At 66.2% G+C, this 23808-nt stretch carries 27 protein-coding genes; 20 read left to right on the forward strand and 7 right to left on the reverse strand.

Annotation, left to right across the window (positions count from 1 at the left end):
* Nucleotides 1-23: 23 nt before the first annotated feature.
* Together PS060_RS10770 and PS060_RS10775 are read right to left on the reverse strand one after the other, a co-directional pair.
* Entirely contained in the window at nt 24-557 is a 534-nt protein-coding gene (locus PS060_RS10770; RefSeq protein ID WP_273983098.1) for a GNAT family N-acetyltransferase, read from the reverse strand.
* Nucleotides 554-1717 carry a PQQ-dependent sugar dehydrogenase gene (locus PS060_RS10775; RefSeq protein ID WP_273983100.1) on the reverse strand — a complete coding sequence of 388 codons (1164 nt, stop codon included), beginning with the start codon at nt 1715-1717 and terminating at the stop codon, nt 554-556. Before PS060_RS10775 ends, PS060_RS10770 begins: the two co-directional genes overlap by 4 nt.
* Between PS060_RS10775 and PS060_RS10780 the strand changes: the two genes are divergently transcribed.
* The 4 genes from PS060_RS10780 to PS060_RS10795 all read left to right on the forward strand — a co-directional run bounded on the left by PS060_RS10780 (nt 1716) and on the right by PS060_RS10795 (nt 6085).
* Nucleotides 1716-2339, forward strand: a complete 624-nt coding sequence (locus PS060_RS10780; protein WP_273983102.1) for a ribonuclease HII — start codon at nt 1716-1718, stop codon at nt 2337-2339. The two genes, PS060_RS10775 and PS060_RS10780, sit on opposite strands and share 2 nt — an antisense overlap.
* A 218-nt stretch (nt 2340-2557) precedes the next feature.
* Complete coding sequence (locus PS060_RS10785; protein ID WP_443112380.1) at nt 2558-3700, forward strand: site-specific DNA-methyltransferase; 1143 nt, start codon at nt 2558-2560, stop codon at nt 3698-3700.
* Between the two features lie 10 nt (nt 3701-3710).
* Nucleotides 3711-4823, forward strand: coding sequence for a dihydropteroate synthase (gene folP, locus PS060_RS10790; protein WP_273983104.1), 1113 nt, complete (start codon nt 3711-3713; stop codon nt 4821-4823).
* 80 nt (nt 4824-4903) lie between these two features.
* Nucleotides 4904-6085, forward strand: coding sequence for an alkaline phosphatase D family protein (locus PS060_RS10795; RefSeq protein WP_273983105.1), 1182 nt, complete (start codon nt 4904-4906; stop codon nt 6083-6085).
* Nucleotides 6086-6153: 68 nt separating this feature from the next.
* Here the strand turns inward: PS060_RS10795 and PS060_RS10800 are convergent, their stop codons facing one another.
* From PS060_RS10800 to PS060_RS10810, 3 genes are all read right to left on the reverse strand, one after another.
* The gene (locus tag PS060_RS10800; protein ID WP_273983106.1) at nt 6154-6915 is read right to left on the reverse strand and encodes an SDR family NAD(P)-dependent oxidoreductase; all 762 of its coding nucleotides are present in this window, start codon (nt 6913-6915) and stop codon (nt 6154-6156) included.
* Between the two features lie 46 nt (nt 6916-6961).
* Nucleotides 6962-7741: an SDR family oxidoreductase gene (locus PS060_RS10805; protein WP_273983108.1), complete on the reverse strand. Its 780-nt coding sequence runs from the start codon at nt 7739-7741 to the stop codon at nt 6962-6964.
* A gap of 132 nt (nt 7742-7873) precedes the next feature.
* Nucleotides 7874-9319 carry a sigma-54-dependent transcriptional regulator gene (locus PS060_RS10810; RefSeq protein WP_273983110.1) on the reverse strand — a complete coding sequence of 482 codons (1446 nt, stop codon included), beginning with the start codon at nt 9317-9319 and terminating at the stop codon, nt 7874-7876.
* A gap of 295 nt (nt 9320-9614) precedes the next feature.
* Here PS060_RS10810 and PS060_RS10815 point away from each other — a divergent pair, with 295 nt between their 5' ends.
* The 15 genes from PS060_RS10815 to PS060_RS10885 all read left to right on the forward strand — a co-directional run bounded on the left by PS060_RS10815 (nt 9615) and on the right by PS060_RS10885 (nt 22358).
* Nucleotides 9615-9737, forward strand: a complete 123-nt coding sequence (locus PS060_RS10815; protein ID WP_273983111.1) for a hypothetical protein — start codon at nt 9615-9617, stop codon at nt 9735-9737.
* 12 nt (nt 9738-9749) lie between these two features.
* A complete protein-coding gene (locus tag PS060_RS10820; RefSeq protein ID WP_273983113.1) occupies nt 9750-10871 on the forward strand; it encodes an NAD(P) transhydrogenase subunit alpha in 1122 nt (373 codons plus the stop codon).
* Between the two features lie 4 nt (nt 10872-10875).
* Nucleotides 10876-11241, forward strand: coding sequence for a PH domain-containing protein (locus PS060_RS10825; protein ID WP_273983114.1), 366 nt, complete (start codon nt 10876-10878; stop codon nt 11239-11241).
* A gap of 21 nt (nt 11242-11262) precedes the next feature.
* Nucleotides 11263-11544, forward strand: coding sequence for an NAD(P) transhydrogenase subunit alpha (locus PS060_RS10830; RefSeq protein ID WP_054117330.1), 282 nt, complete (start codon nt 11263-11265; stop codon nt 11542-11544).
* 4 nt (nt 11545-11548) lie between these two features.
* Entirely contained in the window at nt 11549-13003 is a 1455-nt protein-coding gene (locus tag PS060_RS10835; RefSeq protein ID WP_273983117.1) for an NAD(P)(+) transhydrogenase (Re/Si-specific) subunit beta, read from the forward strand.
* Between the two features lie 70 nt (nt 13004-13073).
* Entirely contained in the window at nt 13074-13415 is a 342-nt protein-coding gene (locus tag PS060_RS10840) for a hypothetical protein (RefSeq protein ID WP_273983118.1), read from the forward strand.
* Nucleotides 13416-13486: 71 nt separating this feature from the next.
* On the forward strand, nt 13487-14683 hold the full coding sequence (locus tag PS060_RS10845; protein ID WP_273983120.1) for a parallel beta-helix domain-containing protein: 1197 nt from the start codon (nt 13487-13489) through the stop codon (nt 14681-14683).
* Nucleotides 14680-15699 (forward strand): SO2930 family diheme c-type cytochrome, encoded by a 1020-nt coding sequence (locus tag PS060_RS10850; RefSeq protein WP_273983121.1) that lies wholly within the window; start codon nt 14680-14682, stop codon nt 15697-15699. Before PS060_RS10845 ends, PS060_RS10850 begins: the two co-directional genes overlap by 4 nt.
* Complete coding sequence (locus PS060_RS10855) at nt 15696-16679, forward strand: alpha/beta fold hydrolase (protein WP_273983123.1); 984 nt, start codon at nt 15696-15698, stop codon at nt 16677-16679. Before PS060_RS10850 ends, PS060_RS10855 begins: the two co-directional genes overlap by 4 nt.
* A 93-nt stretch (nt 16680-16772) precedes the next feature.
* The gene (locus tag PS060_RS10860) at nt 16773-17477 is read left to right on the forward strand and encodes an aspartate/glutamate racemase family protein (RefSeq protein WP_273983124.1); all 705 of its coding nucleotides are present in this window, start codon (nt 16773-16775) and stop codon (nt 17475-17477) included.
* Between the two features lie 295 nt (nt 17478-17772).
* Nucleotides 17773-18951: a deoxyguanosinetriphosphate triphosphohydrolase gene (locus PS060_RS10865; RefSeq protein WP_273983125.1), complete on the forward strand. Its 1179-nt coding sequence runs from the start codon at nt 17773-17775 to the stop codon at nt 18949-18951.
* Nucleotides 18944-19669, forward strand: a complete 726-nt coding sequence (locus tag PS060_RS10870) for an NAD(P)H-binding protein (protein WP_273983126.1) — start codon at nt 18944-18946, stop codon at nt 19667-19669. The genes PS060_RS10865 and PS060_RS10870 overlap by 8 nt, the downstream gene beginning before the upstream one ends.
* Nucleotides 19666-20115 (forward strand): ABA4-like family protein, encoded by a 450-nt coding sequence (locus PS060_RS10875; protein WP_273983128.1) that lies wholly within the window; start codon nt 19666-19668, stop codon nt 20113-20115. Before PS060_RS10870 ends, PS060_RS10875 begins: the two co-directional genes overlap by 4 nt.
* A gap of 67 nt (nt 20116-20182) precedes the next feature.
* Nucleotides 20183-21745, forward strand: a complete 1563-nt coding sequence (locus tag PS060_RS10880; RefSeq protein ID WP_273983130.1) for a long-chain-fatty-acid--CoA ligase — start codon at nt 20183-20185, stop codon at nt 21743-21745.
* A 10-nt stretch (nt 21746-21755) separates the two neighbouring features.
* A complete protein-coding gene (locus tag PS060_RS10885; RefSeq protein WP_273983131.1) occupies nt 21756-22358 on the forward strand; it encodes a DUF938 domain-containing protein in 603 nt (200 codons plus the stop codon).
* A gap of 33 nt (nt 22359-22391) precedes the next feature.
* On the opposite strand, the gene PS060_RS10890 is transcribed toward PS060_RS10885, so the two are convergent.
* Both PS060_RS10890 and PS060_RS10895 read right to left on the reverse strand, forming a co-directional pair.
* Nucleotides 22392-22523 (reverse strand): Entericidin EcnA/B family protein, encoded by a 132-nt coding sequence (locus tag PS060_RS10890; protein WP_273983133.1) that lies wholly within the window; start codon nt 22521-22523, stop codon nt 22392-22394.
* Nucleotides 22524-22574: 51 nt separating this feature from the next.
* A complete protein-coding gene (locus PS060_RS10895; protein WP_273983135.1) occupies nt 22575-23498 on the reverse strand; it encodes a DMT family transporter in 924 nt (307 codons plus the stop codon).
* Between the two features lie 64 nt (nt 23499-23562).
* Between PS060_RS10895 and PS060_RS10900 the strand changes: the two genes are divergently transcribed.
* Nucleotides 23563-23808, forward strand: coding sequence for a hypothetical protein (locus PS060_RS10900; RefSeq protein WP_273983137.1), 246 nt, complete (start codon nt 23563-23565; stop codon nt 23806-23808).

The following is a 23808-nucleotide window of genomic DNA, read 5'->3' on the forward strand; positions in this document are numbered from 1 at the left end:
GGTTCTCCCCTATCCCTCGCGCCTTAGCTCTCCCAAGGCCCCAGCATACCCTCGGCAGGCATCGCGGCCAGCCCGTGCCCGCGTGCGAGCAGGCGGTGCGGCTCGTAAGGGCCGGGGCAGCGCCAGCCGCCGGTCATGGCCGCGGAAAAGCCCCAGCGCCCGTAATACTCGGCATCGCCGATCAAGACCTGAGGAAGCGCTGGCCCGCCTGACGCGGCAAGCCGCGCATCTTCGGCGATCATCGCGCTCATCAGGCCTACGCCAAAGCCCTCGCCCTGCCGTTCGGGCACGACCGCAACGGGGCCGACCATCACCAGCGGCACCTGCCCCTGCTTGGTCTGGAGGCCGATGGGCCAGCACTGGATCGTCGCGACCAGCATCTCATGCTCGTCGAGCGCGGCGAGGCTCAGGCCAGGCAGCCAGTCCATCCCCTCGCGGATACGATAGGCGGTGCGCGCATGGCGATCCGGCCCGAAGGCACGGTCGAGCACTTCCTCGATCATGGCGGGATCGACCGCCTCGAGCGGGATCAGGGTCGCGGTGGCGGCGGTGGTCATGGGGCGGTCAGCGCGAGCAGCTTGGCGTCCTTGCCGTCCTCGGCCACCCACAACGTCCCGTCCGGCCCCTGCGCCAGCGCGCGCAGGCGGTTGTCGAACTCATAGCGGGTGACTTCGCGCGCGGACTCGCCGTCCAGCACGACCTCGACCAGCGCCTGCGAGCCAAGGCCCGCGATCAGCGCGCGGCCCTGCCAGCCTTTGAACATCGCGCCCGAATAGAACAGCATATCGCCCGGCGCGATCACCGGGCTCCAGCTCAGGGCAGGCTGGGCAAAGCCATCATCGGCAGTGTGATCGGGGATGTTGTCGCCATTGTAGTGGTCGCCATTCGAGCGTACCGGCCAGCCATAATTGGCACCCGGCTTGACGAGGTTCAGCTCGTCCCCGCCGGCCGGGCCGTGTTCGACTTCCCACAGACGCCCTTGCGAGTCCCAGTCGATCCCGAGGATGTTGCGGTGGCCATAAGACCAGATTTCCGCCGTCACGCCGCCCTTGTCGGCCATCGGATTGCCCGCAGCGGGGGTGCCATCGATGTTGAGGCGCACCACCTTGCCCAGCGTCGCGCCGGTGTCCTGCGAGGGCTTGCCCTTCTGGCGTTCTCCGCTGGCGACATAGAGATATTGGCCATCGGGCGAGAACAGCAGGCGGTGCGAATAATGCCCACGGCCCGTCACCTTGGGCGATTGCCGCCAGATCACCGCAAAGTCGCGGATCTCGCACGAGGTCGGCGATCCGCACACCAGCGTTCCCTTGCCGACCGCCGCGCCGCGGGTGTCGTTCTCGCCCGCTTCGGCGAAGCTCAGATAGATCGTGCGGTCGCTCACCATCGCCTTGGATTGGGTGGGCAGGAAGGCGACATCGCCCAGCCCGCCCTGACCGCCGTAATCGACCGCAGGCACGCCGCTGACCGTCCCGATGGTGCCGGTCTTGGTGTCGATGAACTTGAGGGTGCCTGCCTTCTCGGTCACGAACAGCACCGGGGTGCCGGGGGCGAAGGCCATCGCCCAAGGCTCCTGAAACTCGGCCACTTCTCGGATGGCGAAAGGCGTTTGTGCCGCCGTCGCCTCAGCGGTGCTTTCCCCGGTTTCGGCATTCGCACAGCTTGCCAGCGGCAGGACGGCGGCGGAAAGGAGGGTGAGGAAGCGAGCAGAACGGATCATGCGAGGGGTCACTCCGGGTTTGACGGCATCAGGCCGGCGGCTGGTCATCGGCGTCGACGAGGCGGGGCGCGGGCCGCTCGCCGGGCCGGTGGTGGCTGCGGCCGTGGTTCTGGGCGCGGCGATACCGGCAGGGCTCGACGATTCCAAGCGGCTTTCCGCAAAACGCCGCGCTGGGCTCGACGAAGCGATCCGGGCCAGCTGCGGCTGGGCGGTGGCGGTGGTCGAGCCGGACGAGATCGACCGGGTCAACATCTTCATGGCGACGATGCTGGCGATGACCCGCGCCGTGGCGAGCCTTGCGGGCGCGCTGGACGCAGCGCCCGGTGAAGTGCTGATCGACGGCAACATGACCCCCGCTGGCCGCTGCGCCGAATGGTGCTGGCCCGCCCGCGCGATCGTGGGCGGGGACGGGATCGAGCCCTGCATCTCCGCCGCCTCGATCATCGCCAAGGAATGGCGTGACCGGCTGATGCTGGAGGCCGCCGAGGCGTTCCCGCATTACGGGTGGGAGCGCAACAAGGGCTATGGCACCGCCGAACACATGGAAGCGCTGCGCCTGCACGGGCCGAGCCCGCTCCACCGCCGCAGCTTCGCGCCGGTCGCGCAGGCGGTCTTGATCTGATCGTCGCCTTCGGGCGCGGGTGAGTCCTCCCCGCCACACCCCTGCATCTGGAGTCTCGCCGCCAGGCGCGGACTCTACATCTTGTGCCGGACTCGTTTCGTTCCGCACACGCGACACATAATCGGCGACAAGCCACGCAAAATTAGGTGCTTGACGCGGACTCTTCAAAGACTCATGCCTGTGGATAAGTTTCAGCGACAAATGATGAGGCGTGTCCTGTGAGTGTGATAGAAAAGGTAAAGTCCCGGGCAAAAAGCGTTGTAAAAACGCCAGAAATTGCCCGTGCGCCCGATCTTCCGCTGGGACGCATCCTGCCGGGTGACTGCATCGCCGCGATGCGCTCGCTGCCCACCGCCAGCGTCGATCTGGTCTTCGCCGATCCGCCCTATAATCTTCAGCTTGGTGGCGATCTCGCGCGGCCCGATGGCAGCCATGTCGATGCCGTGACTGACCACTGGGATCGGTTCGACAGCATGGCCGCCTATGATCAGTTCACCCGCGAATGGCTGACCGAAGCGCGCCGCGTGCTCAAGCCCGATGGCGCGCTGTGGGTGATCGGCAGCTATCACAACATCTTCCGCGTCGGCAGCATCCTGCAGGATCTCGGCTTCTGGATCCTCAACGACATCGTCTGGCGCAAGACCAATCCCATGCCCAATTTCAAGGGCACCCGCTTTACCAACGCGCATGAAACCCTGATCTGGGCGAGCATGGGCGAGAAGGCGCGTTACCACTTCAATTACCGCGCAATGAAGACCTTGAACGACGAACTTCAGATGCGCTCTGACTGGGTCATGCCGATCTGTTCGGGCGGCGAACGGCTCAAGGAAAACGGAAAGAAGGCCCACCCCACCCAGAAGCCCGAAGCGCTGCTTTATCGCGTGCTGCTGGCGACGACCGAGAAGGGCGACGTGGTGCTCGATCCCTTCTTCGGCACCGGCACCACCGGCGCAGTCGCCAAGCGGCTGGGGCGCGAGTGGATCGGGTGCGAGCGCGAGGATTTCTACCGCGAGGTCGCGACCAAGCGCATCGACCGCGAACTGCCGCTCGATGAAAGCGCGCTCACCACGATGCAGTCCCCTCGCACCGCGCCCAAGGTGGCGTTTGGCGCGGTGGTGGAGGCGGGGCTGATCCCGCCCGGCAGCCAGGTGTTCGACAAGAAGCGCCGCTTCATCGCCACCGTTCGCACCGATGGCTCGCTGGAATGCCAAGGCAAGACCGGCTCGATCCACGGGCTCGGCAAGGAGCTGCAAGGCGCGCCAAGCTGCAACGGCTGGGCCTTCTGGCACTACGAACAGGGCGGTGACGTCCAGCCGATCGACGCCGCGCGTCAGCTTTACCTGCTCGCCGCCGAGGATTGATCGGCGCGGCATGGCCGATTCCGTCTATCTCCACCCCGTCACGCTGGTCTCCGGCCCGCAGGCGGTGGAGGGCGGCGCGGTGCGGCTTGGCGGGAGCATGGCCTATGCCCGCGAATTCGCGCTGGTGCTGCGCGACGGGCGGGCGGTGGAGGAGCGGGTCACCGGCACCCGCGATGCGATCGAAGCGGCATTGGGACGGCTCTCCGGCGATCTGGCGGCAGATGCGGCAGAGCAATGGGCCCACCTCGCCAAGAGCCACCCGCCGCTCCAGCTGGGCGCGCGCACGGTGCGGCTCGATCAGCCGCAAATCATGGGCATCCTCAACGTAACGCCCGACAGTTTCTCCGACGGCGGCCAGCATGACGCAGCCGAGGCAGGCCGCGCGCACGCCGCTGCCATGCTCGAGGCGGGCGCGGCGATCATCGACATTGGCGGGGAAAGCACCCGGCCCGGCGCTTCGGCGACCTTCGAGGATGAGGAAATCCGCCGCGTTGTCCCGGCGGTCGAATATTGCGCGCAGATGGGCGCTGCGATCAGCCTCGACACACGGCGCGCAGGCGTGCTGGCGGCGGGGCTGGCGGCGGGGGCGCATATGGCGAACGACGTGTCGGCCCTGCGCTATGACCCGCGCAGCATCGAGGTGGTCGCGGGCGCGGGCTGCCCGGTGGTGCTGATGCACGCGCCGGGCGCGGGCGAGGATCTGCACAAGGGCGCAGGTTATGCCGATGTCGTGAGCGAAGTGTTCGACTTCCTCAAGGCCGCGCGCGGGCGGGCGATTGCGGCGGGCATCGCGGCAGAGCGGATCGTGCTCGATCCCGGCATCGGTTTCGGCAAGTCGCTCGCGGAAAACCTTGCGCTTCTCAATGCCCTGCCGCTGTTCCATGCGCTTGGCAGCCCGCTCTTGCTGGGGGTGAGCCGCAAGCGGTTGATCGGGGCGCTCTCGGCCGAGGAACCCGCCGACCAGCGCCTTGCGGGATCGCTGGCGCTGGCGATCAAGGGCATGGAAGCGGGCGTCCATCTATTGCGGGTGCATGATGTTGCCGAGACGGTGCAGGCGCGCAATGTCTGGCGCGGGCTCAAGGATGCCGCGCTGACCGATTACAGCACCCTGCCGCCGCTCTGAGGGGCTTTTCCTCGCGCCATAGTTCTGTCACGCAGGCGCGCCACATACCCCGCGCCAGACCCCTTGAAGGAGCCTTCCCCATGCGCCGCATCCTGCTTGCCGCCACTGTCCTTGCCACTGCAGCCCTCACTGTCCCGCTGGCCGCGCATGATGACGAGCCTGCCCCGGCGCGCGGCGTTCCGGTCGCGGTCAGCGTTACGCCCGACCAGCTGCTCGAACCCTATTACGAAGCGCTGCGCCAGCAGGTGGTGATGCCGGTTGCGGGCGCGAACCCGGCGCTGTCCCCGTCGACCACGCTGACCCGCATCGCCTTTGGCAGCTGCAACCACCAGAACGCCCCGCAGCACATGTGGGCGCAGATCGCCGCGCAAAATCCGCAGCTGTTCCTGATGATTGGCGACAATGTCTATGGCGACAACGGCTGGGACGCCGACGCGGGGCTGGAGAGCCTGCGCGCCTCCTATGCGCTACAGGCCTCGCACCCGGAATTCACCGGTTTCCGCGCCAAGGTGCCCATGATGGCGACCTGGGACGACCATGATTTCGGCCTTAATGATGCCGGCGGCAACTTCCCCTTCCGGCGCTGGGCAGAAGACCTGTTCGAGACGTTCTGGGCCTCCTCCGACGCGGTCAAGGCGCGGCCCGGGGTCTATGACAGCACGATCACCGGGCCCGAGGGCAAGCGCGTGCAGGTGATCCTGCTCGACACCCGCTATTTCCGCTCCAACCTCAAGCGTGCCCCGTGGAGCAAGGAGCGCCCGCCGCTGGGCGGCTATGTGCCGGAATACAGCCTCGATGCGACCGTGCTGGGCGAGGCGCAGTGGGCGTGGCTGGAGCAGGAGCTGGCCAAGCCCGCCGATGTGCGTATCGTGGTGTCCTCCACCCAGATCATCACCACCGCCCACCAGTTCGAAGGCTGGACCAATTTCCCGGTCGAACGCAACCGCCTGTTCGAAGCGCTCAAAGGCCGCGAGGCGAGCGGGCTGGTGCTGCTGTCGGGTGATCGTCATGCGGGCGGGGTCTATACCACGCAGTACAAGGGCGAGACCCTGTGGGAGCTGACCAGCTCGTCATTGAACCTCTCCTTCGGCAGCGACAACGACCGCAGCACCGCGCGCGAGCCTGATCCGGCGCGGGTGGGCAAGTTCTTCTCGGAGGAGAATTACGGCCTAGTCGATATCGACTGGAAGGCGAAGAAGCTGACCCTGACGCTCAAGAACAACACCAGCGGCAACCTGGCCGAGCAGGTCTACAATTGGTGATGTTCTACTAATGTTTCACGTGAAACATTTTCAGCCCTGTTGGAATCGCGCTAATAATCGGCGCGATTTCAGAGGGTAAAGCCGCCGTCCGAAACCATCACATGGCCGGTAATGTTGGAAGCGGCGTCTGACAGCAGGTAAAGGATGCTGTCGGCCATCTCTTCCGAGGTCGCAAACCGGCCCATCGGCGTGGTCTTGGCCATGCGCGCGATGGTCGCCTCGCGGCCGATGGCGGCGACGGCGGCGTTGAAGTCCGCGCCGCTTTCCCAGATCGCGGTATCGACCCCGCCGGGGGCTATGGCATTGATACGGATGCCGTTCTTGGCGTGTTCGAGAGCCGCAATGCGGGTCATGTGCGCGACGGCTGCCTTCGACACCCCATAGGGGCCGATCCCAGCAACGGGCTTGATGCCGGTGGTCGATGATACGACAACCACGCTGCCCTTGCGTCCCTCCATCGCCCGCAGCGAATGGGCGAGGGTGAGGAACGCGCCGTCGAGGTTGACCGCCATCACCCGGCGCCATTCTTCGAGCGAAACCGATGCAATGGGCCCACCCGAACCGATGCCTGCGTTGACGATGGCATGGTCAAGACCCGTCAAAGCCCCGACAATGCCCTGCCAAAGACCGTCATCAGCCACGCTGCCGGCGATACGCTCGACTTCGCACCCGCCAAGGTCGAGCGCGTCCAGCCCGGCTGCGTCGACATCGACCAGCACCAGCCGCGCCGCCCCCCGCGCTGCCAGCGCCCGCGCGCACGCCGCCCCGATCCCCGAAGCCGCCCCGGTGACAAGCGCCGTGCGCCCGCTGAAATCCTGCAAGTTGGTCATGACGGGGGCTGCTAGGCGCGCGGCCCCCGCCAATCAAGCGCGGCGTCTATCCGGGCGAGGCGGCGCTGCCTGCCAGCAATCCGCCATCGAGCGTCAGTTCCGCGCCGGTCATGTAGCCGCTCTCCTCGCTGGCGAGATAGACGGCGAGGGCGGCGACCTCCTCCGGCGTGCCGAAGCGCTTCAGCGGCGTGTCGGCGACGAGGGCCGTCATGTTCGCCTCGCGCTCCGGCCCCTCGCCCAGCATCGGCTCCCACATCGGGGTGAGCACCGCTGCCGGGTGGATCGAATTGCAGCGCACCTGCCAGCCCGCTTGCGCGGCATAGAGCGCGACCGATTTCGAATGGTTGCGGATCGCCGCCTTGGACGCGGCATAGGCCGCCGCGCCGGGTATCCCGACCAGCCCCGACCGCGAGGAGATGTTGATGATCGAGCCCTTGCGGCGCTCCCGCATCGCCCTGAGGGCATAGCGGCAGCCGAGGAAGGTGCCATCAGTGTTGACCGCGTGGACCGCGCGCCAGTCGGCCAGGCTGGCGTGTTCGGGATCGTGGGGCACCATGCCGCCTTCGAACCCGGTGATCCCGGCATTGTTGACCACCACGTCGGCAACCGGATGGAGCGCGGCGAGCGCCTCCCAATCGGCCTCGCTGCGGACGTCGAGTTTCAGGAATTCGGCACCGAGTTCGGCCGCGCTCACCGCGCCGCCTTGGGTGTCGATATCGGTGAGGAGGACGCGCGCGCCCTCGGCGATGAAAGCGGCGCAGATCGCGCGGCCAATGCCGCGCGCAGCCCCGGTGACGACGCAGAACGCGCCTTGCAATCTAGGCAAGGAGAAACCTCGGGTATGGGAAGTGAACAGGGGCGGGCGCAGTGTGCCCTGCCGAATGTGCTGTTGCCGCCTTAGCGGTGACGCTTGTTCACTTGACCAACTCCTCGTGCCGAGGCGCCCCGACTAGCGGCATCAGGCCGCGTTATCAATCCCGAGGTCGCTGAGCTTGCGATAGAGCGTCGAGCGCCCGATCCCCAGCCTGCGCGCCACTTCGGTCATGCGCCCGCGGTAGTGCCCGATGGCAAGGCGGATCACGTCGGCCTCGATCTCTTCCAATGGGCGCAGGTTGCCGTCGGGGGTGTAGAGCATGATGCCCACGCCCTCATGGGTGCTGGCGCTGGTCACGCTGCCCTGCTCGCCGAGCATTTCGGACAATTGCGGGAAGCTGTCGGCGGTCAGCGAATTGCCTTCGCAATACACCGCCGCGCGGAACAGCACCGATTGCAGCTGGCGAACATTGCCCGGCCAGTCATAGGCAGCAAGCAGCGCCAGCGCCGAATCGCTGACCGACAGGTGATTGAGGCCCGGCTGCTCGCCGATGCGGGCGAGGAAGTGGCGGGTGAGCGCAGGAATGTCCCCCGTGCGATCGCGCAAGGGTGGCAGCACGATCCGGGTCGCACCCAGCTTGGCCGCAAGGCCTGCGTCGAACTGGCCGGTGTCCACCATCCGGTCGAGCCCGACATTGCTGGTGACCAGCAGCCGCACATCGACGCGGAAACCGTAGCTGGCCCCGACCGGGCGGATGATGCCGGTCTCCAGCGCTTCGGCGAGGCGCTGCTGGAGGACGGGGGTGAGACGGTCGATCTCGTCGAGGATCAGCGTGCCGCCGTCGCAATGCTGGAACGCGCCGATCTGGCGGTCGAAGGCGCCGGGGAAGCTGCCGGGTTCGTGGCCGAACAGCACCGAATCGATCGAACCCGGCGGAACCGAGGCAAGGTTGATGGTGCGCAGCGGATCCTTGGCGCGCGGGGATGCGCCATGCATGGCGCGCATCAGCATTTCCTTGCCGGTGCCGCTTTCGCCTTCGATGAGCACATGGCCATGCCCGCGCGCGGCCTTGGCAGCCTGCGCCAGCGCGGCGCGGAAGCTGGGCGCGGTGCCGATCATCGCGTCGAAATCGAGCGTGGCCGACATCTTTTCAGTGAGCGGAGCAAGCTCGTCGCGCGGGGCTTGCCGGGCGGTGACGGTGCGCAGCGCCTCCATCAGCCGGTCGGGCGAGACAGGCTTGACCAGATAGTCGCTCGCGCCTGCCCGCATCGCTTCCACCGCCAGCAGCGGCGAGGCGCTGGTGGTGAGCATCAGGATCGGCAGGGCGGGGCGGCGCGACTTGAGTTCGGCGATCAGCGCGCAGGCATCATCGCCGGGCACCCATTGATCGAGCAGGATCGCGGAAAGCTGCATCCCCTCGCGCGTGCCCAGCATCGCGATCGCGGTTTCGGCATCCGGGGCGACGACGGTGCGCCAGCCATCGCGCGCGGCAATCGCGGTGATGAGCCGGCTCTGGGCAGGCTCGTCATCGATCAGCATGACGATTCGCGCGTCTTCCTGCGCTTCGGGGTGGCAATCAATGTCCGCCATAGGTGGTGCCGCTCGCTTGTCCTTGTCTCGCCGGGCGACCCAGCCCGATCCGACGCAAGCGACCCATCTAAGGCCGGGAGGTAAAAACGTGATTAAGACTGTGCCGGGTCGGGACAGTTGGGGGACAGGCGCGCGGCGGGGCGGCAGAGGGCGGACTCTCATTAAAGGTGGCTTGAGATAGCGCGCGCGCTTCGATACGGAACCGGGCATGGGCCATGAGGCCCGCTTTTTCGCCAACCATTCGGCAACCAAATGCTCGCCCGAGCGTTTGGAGGCCCAAGGGGAATTACAGATCATGACTGTTCACGACATGGAAAAGGCCACGGCCACCTACAGCGGCTTCATGGCCACGCTGAAATGGGCCGTCCCGGTGATCGCGGTGATCGTGCTCGCCGTCGTCTCCGCGATTGCCAGCTAAGTCGGCGCGCGCGTGAAGATCGCCATCCTGACAGAGCGCGCCTCGGGCGAGACGCGCGTTGCCGCCACGCCGGAAACGGCGAAGAAGTTTGCCGCGCTGGGCTGCACGGTCGCTCTCGAGGCCGGGGCGGGGGTGATCTCCTCGATCACCGATGCCGCCTATGCAGAGGCGGGGGCCGAGGTCGGCGATGCGGCGGCAACCGTGAAGGATGCCGACATCGTGCTCGGCATTCAGGCGCCCGATGTGGCGCTGCTGGCGGGCGCGAAGCCGGGCGCGATGGTGGCGGCACTGTTCGATCCCTTCACCAAGCGTGATGTGGTCGATGCCTATGCGGCGGCCGGGTTCGAGGCGCTGAGCATGGAGTTCATGCCGCGCATCACCCGCGCGCAATCGATGGATGTCTTGTCCTCGCAGTCCAACCTTGCGGGGTACAAGGCGGTGCTGGCAGCGGCGGATGCCTATGGCCGCGCTTTCCCGATGATGATGACGGCAGCCGGCACGGTGCAGGCTGCGCGCGTCTTCATCATGGGTGTGGGCGTGGCGGGGCTTCAGGCTATTGCGACAGCCCGCCGTTTGGGCGCGCAGGTCTCGGCGACCGACGTGCGCTCGGCCACCAAGGAGCAGATCCAGTCGCTGGGTGCCAAGGCGATCTTCGTCGAGAATGTCGCGGGGATCGAGGGCGAAGGTTCGGGCGGCTATGCCACCGAAATGAGCGAGGAATACCAGAAGGCGCAGGCCGAACTGGTCTCCGGCCACATCGCCAAGCAGGATATCGTCATCACCACCGCGCTGATCCCGGGCCGCGCCGCCCCGCGCCTCATCACCGACGCACAGATCGCAACGATGAAGCCGGGCAGCGTGATCTATGACCTTGCGGTCGCGCAAGGGGGCAACGTGGAAGGCTCGGTTGCCGATCAGGTGGTGGAAAAGCACGGTGTGAAAATCATCGGCTATTCGAACACCCCGGCAACGCTTCCCGCCGACGCCTCGGCGCTGTTCGCGCGCAACCACTACAATTTCCTCAGCGCCTTCTGGGACAAGGAGAGCGGCAAGCCCGTGCTCGACGAGGAAATCGGCAACGCCATCCGCCTGACGCAGGGCGGCAAGGTCGTCAACGAGCGGTTGCTCGGCTGAGCCGATGGGCCTGATCAACGCCTCGCCGTGGGATGCCGCGGACGCCGCTGAAGACCTCGCCTATGCGCTGGGCAAGGGCGAGGTCGTGCGGCTGGCCTTCAAGCTGGTGCGCGATTCGATCATCTTCACCGATCGCCGCATCCTGATGATCGACATTCAGGGGCTGACCGGATCGAAGAAACGCTTCGTGACGATCCCCTACCGCGCGATCACCACCTTCACGCTCGAAAGCGCCGGGCACTTCGACCTCGATACCGAGGTGACGCTGACCGTTTCCGGCTCTGCGCCGATCGCCTTCAATGTCAGCCGCGGCGCGGATGTGCCGGGGCTGGTCACGCTGCTCACCGAATATCTCGCGCCCGGAAAATAGACCGGCAAAGAGGGGCATCTCATGGACTTCATCTCAATTCTCAGCATCTTCGTGCTGGCCTGCTTCGTGGGCTATTACGTTGTCTGGTCGGTGACCCCGGCGCTGCACACCCCGCTGATGGCGGTGACCAATGCGATCTCGTCGGTGATCATCGTCGGCGCGCTGATCGCTGCGGCCGAGGCCGAGAACCCGGTGGCGAAGTATCTCGCGCTCGCGGGCGTGGTGATGGCCAGCATCAACATCTTCGGCGGCTTTGCCGTGACCGAGCGAATGCTCGCGATGTACAAGAAGAAGGAGAAGTAATCCCATGACCTTCTCCATCCTTTCGGCGGCCGCGCACGGCGGCGGCACCCCGGCCTGGGCGATGCTTGCCTATCTGGTCGCGGGCGTGTTCTTCATCCTCGCACTGCGCGGGCTTTCGAGCCCCGCCAGCAGCCGCGCGGGCAACCGCAACGGCATGATCGGCATGGCGATTGCCGTGGGCACGACGCTGGTGATGCACGGCACCAACCTTGTCGAGATCGGCATTGCCATCGCCATTGGCGCGATCCTTGGCGTGACCATCGCGCGGCGCATCGCCATGACCGCGATGCCCGAACTGGTCGCGGGCTTCCACTCGCTGGTCGGTTTGGCCGCGGTGGTGGTGGGCCTCGCCGCATGGCTCAATCCTGCCGCCTTCGGGATCACCGATGCGGCGGGGCAGATCATGGCGGTGAGCCGGGTCGAACTCGGCCTTGGCATCGCCATCGGGGCGATCACCTTCTCGGGTTCGGTGATTGCGTTCCTCAAGCTTTCGGGCCGCATGAGCGGTTCGCCGATCATGTTGCCGGGACGGCACGTCATCAACCTCGGCACGCTCGCCGCAATCCTCGTGCTGATCGGCCTCTACACCGTCTCGCCGGTCGGCGGGGCGGGTGAGGGGTGGATGGTGATTGCAGTCACCGTGCTCGCCTTCATCATCGGCTTCCTGCTGATCATCCCGATCGGCGGGGCGGATATGCCGGTCGTCGTCTCGATGCTGAACTCCTACTCGGGCTGGGCGGCAGCGGCGATGGGCTTCACGCTGGGCAACAGCGCGATGATCATCACCGGGGCGCTGGTGGGTTCTTCGGGCGCGATCCTCAGCTACATCATGTGCCGCGCGATGAACCGCAGCTTTATTTCCGTGATCGCGGGCGGCTTCGGTGCCGATGCGGGCGCAGGCGGCGGGGCCGGCGGTGCGCGCGAACAGCGCCCTTACAAGCAGGGCAGCGCCGAAGACGCGGCCTATATGCTCGAACAGGCCGAGAAGGTCATCATCATCCCCGGCTACGGGATGGCGGTCGCCCAGGCCCAGCACGCGCTGCGCGAAATGGGCGACAAGCTCAAGGAAAAGGGCGTGGAGGTGAAGTATGCCATCCACCCCGTCGCGGGCCGTATGCCGGGGCACATGAACGTGCTGCTGGCCGAAGCCAGCGTTCCTTACGATGAAGTCTTCGAACTCGAAGACATCAACTCCGAATTCGCCCAGTGCGACGTCGCCTTCATCATCGGCGCGAACGACGTGGTGAACCCCGCCGCCAAGACCGACAAGTCCAGCCCCATCTACGGGATGCCGGTGTTCGACGTCGACAAGGCCAAGCAGGTGTTCTTCATCAAGCGCTCGATGGGGGGCGTGGGCTATGCCGGGGTCGACAACGACGTGTTCTACATGAACCAGACCGTCATGCTGCTCGCGGATGCGAAGAAGATGGTCGAGGAAATCGTCAAGTCGCTCGATTAAGCATCGCGCCTGAAGGGAGGCTGACCTACCTACGGCTTCCCGGCGATGTGAGACAGAGACTGAGATTCTGATGAAGAAACTGCTGATTGGCCTTGTGCTGATTATCGCCCTGGGGGCCGGAGCCTTGTTCTCCGGCCTCGCCAACCCGCTGGTCGAAATGCAGGTCAAATCCGCGCTGGTCGAATCCGGCATCGGCGAAAAGAACGCCCAGTGCATGGCGGAACGCATGGTCGACCGTCTCAGCATCGGCCAGCTGTGGAAATTGCGACAGGGCATGGCCGCACAGGATGGCGAGCCCGAGGAAGGCTATGGCCTCGGCGAACTCGTCAAGCGGCTCAACCGGGTGGGTGATGGCGAGGCAGTGGCGGTGCTTTCGACCTCTGCCGGGCTATGCGCCATCGGGCTGGGGTAGGGTCGCCGCGCTCCCCGCTTGCATTCCCTCCCCCCTATGCGCCACATTGCACAGCGGAGAGGGAGAACACCATGAACCGCATCGCCTTTGCCGCCGCGTTGCTCGCTACCGCTGCGCCGCTCGCTGCTGAAACGCACCGTGTCAGCCCCGCTGACGGCCCCAATGCGTTGGTGGAGGCGCTGATCCTCGCCGCGCCGGGCGATACCATCGAACTGGGCGAAGGGCGCTTCACGCTCACCGACGGGCTTAGCCTCGATGTCGACGGGGTGACGGTGGTGGGGCAGGGGATGGACACAACCATCCTCGACTTCACCGACCAGAAGGGGGCAGGCGAAGGCCTGCTGGTCACCAGCGACAATGTCACCTTGCGCGGCTTTGCGGTCGAGAACGCCAAGGGCGACGGGATCAAGTCCAAGGGCGCGGACATGATCATCTATGACAGCATCCGGGTCGAGTGGACCGGCGGGCCGAAGGCGACCAACGGCGCCTATGGCATCTATCCGGTCGAAAGCACCGGGGTGCTGGTGCAGCGTTCCAAGGTGGTCGGCGCTTCGGATGCCGGGATTTACGTGGGCCAGAGCCGCGACATCACCGTGCGCGGCAACATCGTCGAATATAATGTCGCCGGGATCGAGATCGAGAACAGCCGCGGCGCGCTGGTCGAGAACAACATCGCCACCCACAATACCGGCGGGCTGCTGGTGTTCGATCTGCCGGGCCTGCCGGTGATGGGCGGCGGCGATGTGATCCTGCGCAAGAATGTGGTGAAGGACAACGATACCCCCAACTTCGCCCCGCCGGGCAATATCGTTGCCAGCGTGCGGCGCGGCACGGGCGTGCTGGTGATGGCCAATGACGGCGTCTTGGTCGAGGATAACGCCTTTGAAGGCAACGCCACCGCCCATGTGATGGTGATCGCCTATGTCCAGCCCTTCGAAGACCCCCGCTACAACCCCCATGCCCGCAATGTGATCATCGGCCGCAATGCCTTCGGGCGCGGGGGGGATGATCCGCAGCTCGACGGCAAGGAGCAATTGCTCGCGGCCTTTGGCGGCGCGCTGCCGCCGGTGCTGTGGGATGGCCTTGCCGAAAGCCCCGACACTGCGCTCAAGATCGCGCCGGGGGTAAGCGGCTGGACGCTCAATCTGGCAAAGGTCGGCCAGAGCCTAGCCGAGGCGCAGCCAGGGCCGCTTACGCTGACCCCGACCGAATTGTGGATATTCCCGGTCGTCGGCGCACCTGCAGCGCTGGAGGCGCGGCTGAAGTGAGGCGCGGCGGTGCCCTGCTGGCCTGTGCGCTGCTGGTGCTGGGCGGCGGGATCGCCGCGCGCGCGGGTGCGCCCGAGGTGCCCCGCGTCAATGATGCCGCTGTTGCCGGGGCCGGGATGCCGCGCGCGCTCAGTGAATTCGGTTTCTTCGCCGATGCCGCGCAGCAGCAGCCCAGCGCGCGCGTGATCCCCTATGCCCTCGCCACCCCGCTGTGGTCGGACGGGGCGGAGAAGCTGCGCTTCATCTACCTGCCCGAAGGCACCAAGCTCGCCGCCGAAGGGGAGGGGCTGCTCAAATTCCCGGTGGGCGCGGCGATCATCAAGACCTTTGCCTTCGGCGAAGGCGCAGATCGCCGGTTGATCGAGACCCGCGTGCTCCTCCACCGGGCGGATGGCTGGATCGCGCTGCCCTATCGCTGGAACGAGGAGCAGACCGATGCGACCCTCGCGGTTGCGGGCGGACGGCTGGATCTCGTCACGCCTGCGGGCGAGGCGATTTCCTATGCCATCCCCAACAAGAACCAGTGCAAGACCTGTCACAGCAAGGACGGGCAGGTCATCCCCATCGGCCCCAAGGCGCGCAATCTGGGGCAGTTGTGGCTGACCTCGATGTTTTCTGCCGATATGCTCGAAGCCGTGCCCGAGGTTGCCCGCTTCCTGCCCGATTGGAACAACCGCGATCTTTTGCCCGATACTCCGGCGCTTGCCCGTGCCTATCTCGATGTGAACTGCGCCCATTGCCATCAGCCGGGCGGCGGCGCGTCGAACTCCGGCCTCGATCTGCGCTGGGAACAGTCCGATCCGCACGCCATCGGCATCTTCAAGCGCCCGGTCGCGGCGGGGCGCGGGGCGGGGGGGCATGACTTCTCGATTGTGCCGGGCCAGCCAGACACGTCGATCCTGCTTTACCGGATGGACTCAGCCGAAGGCGGCATCGCCATGCCCGAACTCGGTAAATCGAGCGTCGACAAGGAAGGCGTCGCGGTGGTGCGGCGCTGGATTGCGGAGATGAAATGAAAAAGTGGCTTGTGCGCGGGTTTCTCGCGCTGCTGACGGTGCTGGTCGCCGCCTTCCTCATCTTCCGCACCCCGGACACCGACGCTGCCGAAATGCGCGCCAAATATGGTGCGCCGCCCTCGCAATTCGTGGATGTCGGCGATGGGCTGACCATCCACCTGCGCGACGAGGGGCCGCGCGATGCGCCCGTCATCATGCTGCTCCACGGATCGAACGCCGATCTGCATACGTGGGAGCCGTGGGTGGAGGCGCTGAAGGGCCAGTACCGGGTGATCCGCTTCGATCAGGTCGGCCACGGCCTGACCGGCCCCGATCCCAGGGGCGATTACTCGACCGCCAATTTCGTTGCCGATATCGGCGCCGTGGCGGACAAGCTGGGCCTGGGGCGCTTCATCCTCGGCGGGAATTCTATGGGCGGCAAGCACGCGCTTGCCTATGCCATCGCCCATCCGGAGCGCCTTGATGGTCTCGTGCTGGTCGATGGCAGCGGCGGGCCGATGCTGAAGCTCGCCCGGAAGGACGACGAGGATAGCGGCAATATCGGCTTCACCATCGCGCGGATGCCGGGGGTCAATCTGCTGGTCGAACAGATTACGCCGCGTGAGCTGATCCAGCAGAGCCTCGAACAATCGGTGTCGGTCAAATCGGTCGTCACCCCTGCCGCGGTCGACCGTTACTGGGAGCTGCTGCGCTACCCCGGCAACCGCCGCGCAACGCTGGCGCGCTTCAGCCTGCCCTATGATCCGCTCGCGGCGGCCGATATCGCCAAGGTGACGACACCCACGCTGATCCTGTGGGGCGCGGAAGACCGGATCATCCCGGTCGAGGCGGGGCAGTGGCTGGCGAAAACGATGCCGAACAACCAGCTGGTGATCTACCCCAAGATCGGCCACCTGCCGCACGAGGAGGCGCCGGAAGCCACGCTCGGCGATCTCACCCCGTGGCTTGCCGAACACGCCTCGCCGCCAAAATCCGAGTAAGCCGCTTTCGCAGGCCTTGGCCACTGGACGCAGGGGAAATTTGCGCCCTACAGGTTTCCGCATCTGCGAACACGAAGGAAAGGGCACCGGGCTTTGCGCAAACTCGGGATCATCGGCGGCATGAGCTGGGTGTCGACCGCGACCTATTACGACCATATCAACCGCATCGTCCAGAAACGCGCTGCGCCGATGGCGAGCGCGCCGCTGCTGATCGAAAGCCTCGATTTCTGCCAGCTCTACGCCCTGCGTGAAGAGCGCGACTGGCAGCGCGCGGCAAGCGTGCTGACCGAGAGTGCGCGGCGGCTGGAGGGCGCGGGGGCCGAGGGGCTGATCATCGGCGCCAATTCGATGCACCGCCTGTATGATGATGTCGCAGCGGCCGTGAATATCCCGATCCTGCACATCGCCGAATATGTCGGCCTTGCCATGAAGCGCGCCGGCATTTCGAGCGCAGCGCTGCTGGGCACGCGCAACGTGATGACCGAGAGCTTCTATCGCAAGCGTCTCGTCGCCCACGGGATCGACCTGCTCCCGCCTAAGCTCGACTATGTCGAGATGCTCGACCGGATCATCTATGACGAGCTGATGGTCGGCAAGGTCACGCGCGAGGCTGAGCGGACGATGAAGACCATTATCACCAACACCGCGCAGGAGGGTGCCGCGGGCGTGGTGCTGGCCTGCACCGAGCTTGATCTGGTGGTCGATGTCGATGCCAATGTCCTGCCGATCTTCGACTCCACGCGAATCCACTGCGAGGCGGCGGCCGACTGGATTCTGGATCAGGAAATGGTGGACTAGACCTCGGCTCACCCCCCCGCGGGGGCGGCTTGCCGCATCGTAAGGTTGCAGGGGGTGCAACTTGTTAACGTTTCCGCCTAAGGGGCGCGCGGATTTTGTCATGGAGCATTCCTGGCATCATCCGGGTCTTCGGGTCGCACCGATTGGCCCTTGGGGCCGCTGTCCTCCCCCCCAATCACCGGACGGCGGCCCCATAATTTGTCACTGATCGAAGTGACTGTTTTTCCATCAATTATACGCTGTTCACGCCTCGTTCCGGTTGAGCGGCAGCGGCGGCTGGCTTAATCGCCGCGGCATGACCTGTGCCCCCTACGCCGCCGATCCTGCCAACCCCGGCCCCCGCGAATTCGCCCCTCGCAACCATGGCGGCGCGGCGAGCGGCGAGCGGCGTGGGCCGCGCAGCCCGTTCCAGCGCGACCGCGACCGGATCGTCCATTCGATGAGCTTCCGGCGGCTGAAGTCCAAGACGCAGGTGTTCATCGCGCCAGACGGCGACCATTACCGCACCCGCCTCACCCACAGCCTCGAAGTCGCGCAGATCGGCCGGGTGATCGCCCGTGCGCTGGGGCTCGACGAGGATCTGACCGAGGCGCTGTGCCTGGCGCATGATCTTGGCCACCCGCCGTTCGGCCATGCGGGCGAGGCCGCGCTGTCCGATGCGATGGAGCGTCATGGCGGGTTCGATCACAATGCGCAGGCGCTGCGCACGGTGATGCGGATCGAGTGCCCCTATCCGGCGCATGACGGCCTCAATCTCACCTGGGATCTGCTCGAAGGGCTGGCCAAGCACAATGGCCCGGTCGCCGCCCCCAATTGGGCGCTGGCGGAACTGGATGCCGCCTTTCCGCTCGATCTGGGCACCTGGCCCAGCCTTGAGGCGCAGGTGGCGGCGGTGGCGGACGACATCGCCTATGACAATCACGACATCGACGACGGCCTGCGCGCCGGGTTCCTGCTGCTTGATGACCTTCTCACCCTCGATTTCCTCGCAGACCAGTGGCGGGTGGTCGAAAAGCGCTTTCCTCACGCCCCGCGTGAGCGTCTGCTGCGCGAGCTTGTTCGTGACCAGATCGGATTGATGGTGAATGACGTGATCGCGCACACCGCGGCGCAGGTGAAGGATGTGGGATCGGTCGCAGAAGTGCGCGCCGCCGGGCGGCAGCTGGCGGGCTTCTCGCCGGCGATGGCAGCGCAGGAACGGCGGCTGAAGACCTTCATGTACGAACGGCTCTACTACCACCCCGAACAGATTTCGGCAGCCGAGCGTGCGCGCGATGTCGTGGCGCGGCTCTATGTCGCCTATGCGCAGGATGCGACGTTGATGCCGGATGACTGGCAGGCGCGGCTGCCGCTGCACGATCCGGGCCGCGCGCGGGTGATTGCCGATTTCATCGCCGGGATGTCCGATCGCTTCGCCATGCAGGCGGTCGCGGGCATCTATGGCGAGCGGCCGGTGGGGTTGATCAATGTCTGATCCGCGTGCCTTTGGCCCCGTCCGGGTGGCGCTGGTCGGCGCGACCGGCCTGATCGGCCGCCGGGTGATCGAAATCGCCAGCCAGACCGATGATGTGCGCCTCGTCGGCATTGCCCGGCGCGAGGCACCGCTTCCGCCCGGTGCACGGATGGAGATGTTCGTCTCCGACCCGTCCAAGTGGGGCGAGGTGCTCGACGCGGTGCGTCCGCGCGCGCTGATCTGCGCTTTGGGCACGACCTGGAAGAAGGCGGGCCGCGATGAGGCGGCGTTCCGCGCGGTCGATCAGGAGCTCGTGCTCGCCACCGCCGAAGCGGCCAAGCGCGCAGGTGTGCCGAACATGGTGGTGGTCAGCGCGGCCGGGGCAAACAGCCGCGCCAAGGCGCTCTATATGCGCGTCAAGGGCGAGACCGAGGAAGCGCTCAGCCGCATCGGGTTCAAACGGCTCGATATCCTGCACCCTGGCCTCTTGCGCGGGGAGCGGGTCGATGACCTGCGCTTTGCCGAGCGCGCCGCGATCATCGCTGCACCGCTGATCGACCCGCTGCTGTCGGGTTCGTGGGAACGGTTCCGTTCGATCGACGCCGAGCTGGTAGCGGAAGCGGCGCTGGGCCTTGCGCTGCGCCGGGCGGGCGGGCGCTTCACCCACGACAACGAAGCGATGCGCCGCGCCGCGCGCGAATGGCGCAAGGTGGCAGCAGGCGCCGGGGAGGCGGCATGAGCTGGGCGGCGCTGTTCGGCGCGGTCAATCTGCTGGCGCTGGTCGCCTGGGCGGCGCTGATCCTGTTGCCGCGCTGGCCTGCGCTGCTGTCGGCGATCCTGTATCTCGGCGTCGGCCTGCTTTGCGCGGTCTATGCCACCTGCCTCGTCGGGGTGGTGAGCGGGCTGATCCCCAATCCGGGTGGGGGCGGGGCGGATTTCACCACCATTCCGGGCATCCGCGCGATCTTTGCCAACGATGCGGGGGTGACGATCGGCTGGACGCATTACCTCGCCTTCGATCTGTTCGCCGGGCTGTGGATCGCGCGCGATGCCGATGCCAAGAGCATTTCGCGGCTGGTGCAAGGGCCGATCTTGTTTGCGACCCTGATGGCCGGGCCGCTCGGGCTCGGGATCTGGCTTCTTATCCGTGAACCCGCCGCGCGGCGGCAGGGGCGGTTTCGCTAAATGGATGCTGGACGGCTGAGCGGATTTGCCTAACCTTTCCCCAAACGCTTTTGGGAGAGAGCACAGCATGGCGCGCAATGCCTATCACGCATTCCAGACCTTCGACGAAATCCTGCATTTCTGGGCGAAGGAGCGCCCTGACGGCCCGGCCTTCGATCAGGACGGGCGCAAGACCAGCTATGCCGAGGCTGACCTTCTCACCCGCCAGCTGATTGCGCTGATGCAGGCGCGCGGGATCGGCAAGGGCGACCGCGTGGCGTGGCTCGGCAAGAATCGCGATATCTACTTCATGCTCTACATCGCGGCGGCGCGCATGGGGGCGGTGATGGTGCCGATCGGCTGGCGGCTGGCCCCGCGCGAAATCGCCTATATCCTCGGCGATACCGAGGCGAGGCTGTTGTTCGCCGATGCCGAGTTCGTCGCGGTCGCGCACCAGGTGGCAGGCGACGTCCCGGCCAACCCCGAAGTGATCGAGGCCGAGGCCGCGCGCACGGCAGCGGCAGGGTTCGAGCCTGCCGACTATACTCCGCCCGGCCCGCATGATCCGGTGCTCCAGCTTTATACGAGCGGCACCACCGGCAATCCCAAGGGCGCGCAGCTGACCAACACCAACCTGCTGGGCTTGAGGAATGCCGGGAACGAGGCTGGGCTCGACTGGCAGTATTACGAGCCGGGCGATTGTATGCTGGTGGCCATGCCGTGCGCGCATATCGGTGGCACCGGCCTTGTGAACATCGCCATCGCCAACGGGGTGCGCAGCCTTGTGCAGGCGGAATTCACCCCCGTCGGCGTGCTGGAAGCGATCGAGGCCGGGGCAACGCATATGTTCATCGTGCCCGCCGCGCTCCAGATGGTCGTCCAGCACCCGCGCGCCGCAACCACGGACTTCAGCAATCTCAAGTACCTGATGTATGGTGCCGCGCCGATGCCGCTGGAACTGCTCAAGGAAGCGGTGCGGACGATGCCGACGACGAAGTTCCTGCAAGCCTATGGCATGACCGAGACGTCAGGCACGATCTCGATCCTGCCGCCCGAGGATCACTCGCTTGAGGGCAACCAGCGTATGCGCTCGGCGGGCAAGGCCTGTCCGGGGGTGCAAATCGAAGTGCGCGGGCCGGACAATGTCGAGGTGCCGCGCGGCGCAATCGGCGAGGTCTGCATCCTCTCTCCCAGCAACACGCCGGGTTACTGGAAGCTTCCCGAGGCGACGGCCAAGACCATCGACCCTGACGGCTGGCTCCACACCGGTGATGCAGGCGTGATGGACGAAGACGGCTATGTCTACATCCAGGATCGCATCAAGGACATGATCATCTCGGGCGGCGAGAACGTCTATCCGGCGGAGGTCGAAAGCGCGATCTACGGCCACCCTGCCATCGCCGAGGTTGCGGTGATTGGTGTGCCATCCGCCAAGTGGGGCGAGGAGGTGAAGGCCTGCGTCGTCGCCAAGCCGGGCATGGAAGTGGACGAGGCCGACGTGATCGCGTGGACACGCGAGCGGATCGCCGCCTTCAAGGCGCCCAAGAGCGTCGATGTCATCCCGGTGATGCCGCGCAACGCCAGCGGCAAGATCCTGCGCCGCGAGTTGCGCGCACCCTATTGGGAGGGGCAGGAGCGCCAGGTTTCGTGAGGAAGCTTTCGTGAGCGCGAAGCAGCACGCCCCTGCTACCCTGCGCAACCGCGATCCGATTGCGGCGGTGCTGGCGCAAGAATTGCCAGCGCGGGGCAGGGTGCTCGAAATTGCGGCAGGGACAGGGGAGCACGCGGTGTTCTTCGCCGACCGCTTTCCTGCGCTGCTTTGGCAGCCGACCGATCCCTCGCCCGAGGCGCTGGCCTCGATCGCGGCGTACCGCGCGGACTACGGCGGCACCAACCTCGCCGCGCCGCTGCTGCTTGATGCCGCTGCACCGGAACACTGGCCGGTCGCCGAGGCTGATGCATTAGTGTGCATCAACATGGTTCACATCAGCCCGTGGGAGGCGACCTGCGGGCTTTTCCGGGGTGCTGCCCGTTTATTGGGCAGCAGCGGCGGAGGCCCGCTCATCCTTTACGGCCCCTATATCGAGGCCGGGGTGGAAACCACGGCTTCGAACCGCGAATTCGACGCCAGCCTCAAGGCGCGCAACCCGCTTTGGGGCTTGCGCGAAGCCGAGGCGCTCGATGCGCTTGCGGCACAGCACGGCATGGCCAGAAGCGCGCGCCATGCGCTTCCGGCCAACAATATCATGCTGGTCTATCGTTGAAGGTTCTGGCGCGGCGTGTCCGCGCCGGCGCGATCAATCGATCGCGCGCTTGCCGGCGCGGCCCACCGACTTGATGTCGTCGCCCACGCCTTCGACCGTGTTGCAGGCGGTGGTGGTCAGCGTCAGCGCGGCCAGAGCGACAGCGATCAGAGTGTTGCGAATCACGGGGGTTCTCCTTTGCATCGGGTTTGCAGCACAACGCGCGAGGCTGGACATCTATTCCTGACTCGCCGCTGAAGCGACACGTTTCGCCTTGGCCAGACGGTGTTCGCGCCAGGCGATGAGCAGCCCTGCGCCGATGATCAGCGGCGCGCCGAGCCACAGGCTGGCAGGTGCGGCGGTGTCGAAGACATAGGCGCCGTAATAGGTCGCCCACAGCAGCGCGGTGTAATCCATCAGCAGGATCACCGCCGCCGATCCGAACCGCAACGAGGTCGTTAGCAGCATCTGGGCCATCGCACCGATGAAACCCATGCCGAGGATCAGCGACCATGTCACTGAATCATGCGCGGCGATCACAAAGGGCAGGGCCAGCGCCGCCACCGGCGTCGTCAGTGCCGCGAACCAGAAAACGATGCTCCACGGGTTCTCGGTGGTGTTCAAGTCCTGCAACTGGAAGCTGATCAGCGCGACCATGAAGGGCGCGACGAGACCCACTGCGATACCCGCCAGCGTCACGCCTTCGTGCAACGCCCCAAAAGGCTGCATCACCACGACCACGCCTGCAAATCCCATCGCGATGGCGGCCCAGCGATAGGGGCCGATGCGCTCGGCAAACAGCACCATCGCGATCAGCACGGCAAAGACCGGCGCTGTGAACCCCAATGTGGTGGCTTCGGCGAGCGGCAGCAGCAGCACCGCGCCATAGGTGAAGATCATCCCGAACAAACCGCTCGCCGCGCGCCGGGCATGGGCGGGCAATCGCTGCGTCTTGAGCATCGCCAGTTTGCCCGTCACGGCCATCCCCGCGCCAAGCAGCACCATCGTCAGCGCCTGCCGCCAGAAGATCAACTCGATGAGATGCGCACCGCGCTGCCCCGCCAGTTTCACCAGCATCGCCATCGTCGCCAGCGCGAAAGCGGCGAGCAGCCGCACGAACAGCGCGAGCAAGGGGCGGGGGCGGGCGATCGAGCCATCCATCGCGATCCCGCTTGGCGCACCATCGCGCCTTGCGCAAGCGCGCGCCGCACCTACATGGCGCTGCGTGCTGAACCCTCTCGCCCAATTCGAACTGCTGAGCGATGCTGCGCAGCTTGCGGTCACGGGCGGGCTGCTGTGGCTGTTCGCAGGCTTTGCCGCCGTGATGGAGCGCCGCCGCGCCAAGCGCCGCGATCTCGACCGGCTGGAGCAGGTCGGTTGGGTGCCGTGGACGGGCCTGTTCATGCTTGCCGCGATGCTGGGCGGCGGGTGTCTGGCGCTGAGCCTGCCGGTTGTGATCGGAGGGTTGTAG

This window comes from Erythrobacter sp. BLCC-B19, assembly GCF_028621955.1.
Lineage (GTDB): Bacteria > Pseudomonadota > Alphaproteobacteria > Sphingomonadales > Sphingomonadaceae > Erythrobacter.

Coding starts and splice junctions, on each gene's coding strand:
- PS060_RS10830 (WP_054117330.1), top strand. CDS start 11,263: ATGGACTTCATCTCAATTCTCAGCATCTTCGTGCTGGCCTGCTTCGTG.
- PS060_RS10825 (WP_273983114.1), top strand. CDS start 10,876: ATGGGCCTGATCAACGCCTCGCCGTGGGATGCCGCGGACGCCGCTGAA.
- PS060_RS10815 (WP_273983111.1), top strand. CDS start 9,615: ATGACTGTTCACGACATGGAAAAGGCCACGGCCACCTACAGCGGCTTC.
- PS060_RS10770 (WP_273983098.1), bottom strand. CDS start 557: ATGACCACCGCCGCCACCGCGACCCTGATCCCGCTCGAGGCGGTCGAT.
- PS060_RS10775 (WP_273983100.1), bottom strand. CDS start 1,717: ATGATCCGTTCTGCTCGCTTCCTCACCCTCCTTTCCGCCGCCGTCCTG.
- PS060_RS10780 (WP_273983102.1), top strand. CDS start 1,716: ATGCGAGGGGTCACTCCGGGTTTGACGGCATCAGGCCGGCGGCTGGTC.
- PS060_RS10875 (WP_273983128.1), top strand. CDS start 19,666: ATGAGCTGGGCGGCGCTGTTCGGCGCGGTCAATCTGCTGGCGCTGGTC.
- folP (WP_273983104.1), top strand. CDS start 3,711: ATGGCCGATTCCGTCTATCTCCACCCCGTCACGCTGGTCTCCGGCCCG.
- PS060_RS10795 (WP_273983105.1), top strand. CDS start 4,904: ATGCGCCGCATCCTGCTTGCCGCCACTGTCCTTGCCACTGCAGCCCTC.
- PS060_RS10845 (WP_273983120.1), top strand. CDS start 13,487: ATGAACCGCATCGCCTTTGCCGCCGCGTTGCTCGCTACCGCTGCGCCG.
- PS060_RS10835 (WP_273983117.1), top strand. CDS start 11,549: ATGACCTTCTCCATCCTTTCGGCGGCCGCGCACGGCGGCGGCACCCCG.
- PS060_RS10840 (WP_273983118.1), top strand. CDS start 13,074: ATGAAGAAACTGCTGATTGGCCTTGTGCTGATTATCGCCCTGGGGGCC.
- PS060_RS10855 (WP_273983123.1), top strand. CDS start 15,696: ATGAAAAAGTGGCTTGTGCGCGGGTTTCTCGCGCTGCTGACGGTGCTG.
- PS060_RS10880 (WP_273983130.1), top strand. CDS start 20,183: ATGGCGCGCAATGCCTATCACGCATTCCAGACCTTCGACGAAATCCTG.
- PS060_RS10870 (WP_273983126.1), top strand. CDS start 18,944: ATGTCTGATCCGCGTGCCTTTGGCCCCGTCCGGGTGGCGCTGGTCGGC.
- PS060_RS10895 (WP_273983135.1), bottom strand. CDS start 23,498: ATGGATGGCTCGATCGCCCGCCCCCGCCCCTTGCTCGCGCTGTTCGTG.
- PS060_RS10800 (WP_273983106.1), bottom strand. CDS start 6,915: ATGACCAACTTGCAGGATTTCAGCGGGCGCACGGCGCTTGTCACCGGG.
- PS060_RS10810 (WP_273983110.1), bottom strand. CDS start 9,319: ATGGCGGACATTGATTGCCACCCCGAAGCGCAGGAAGACGCGCGAATC.
- PS060_RS10865 (WP_273983125.1), top strand. CDS start 17,773: ATGACCTGTGCCCCCTACGCCGCCGATCCTGCCAACCCCGGCCCCCGC.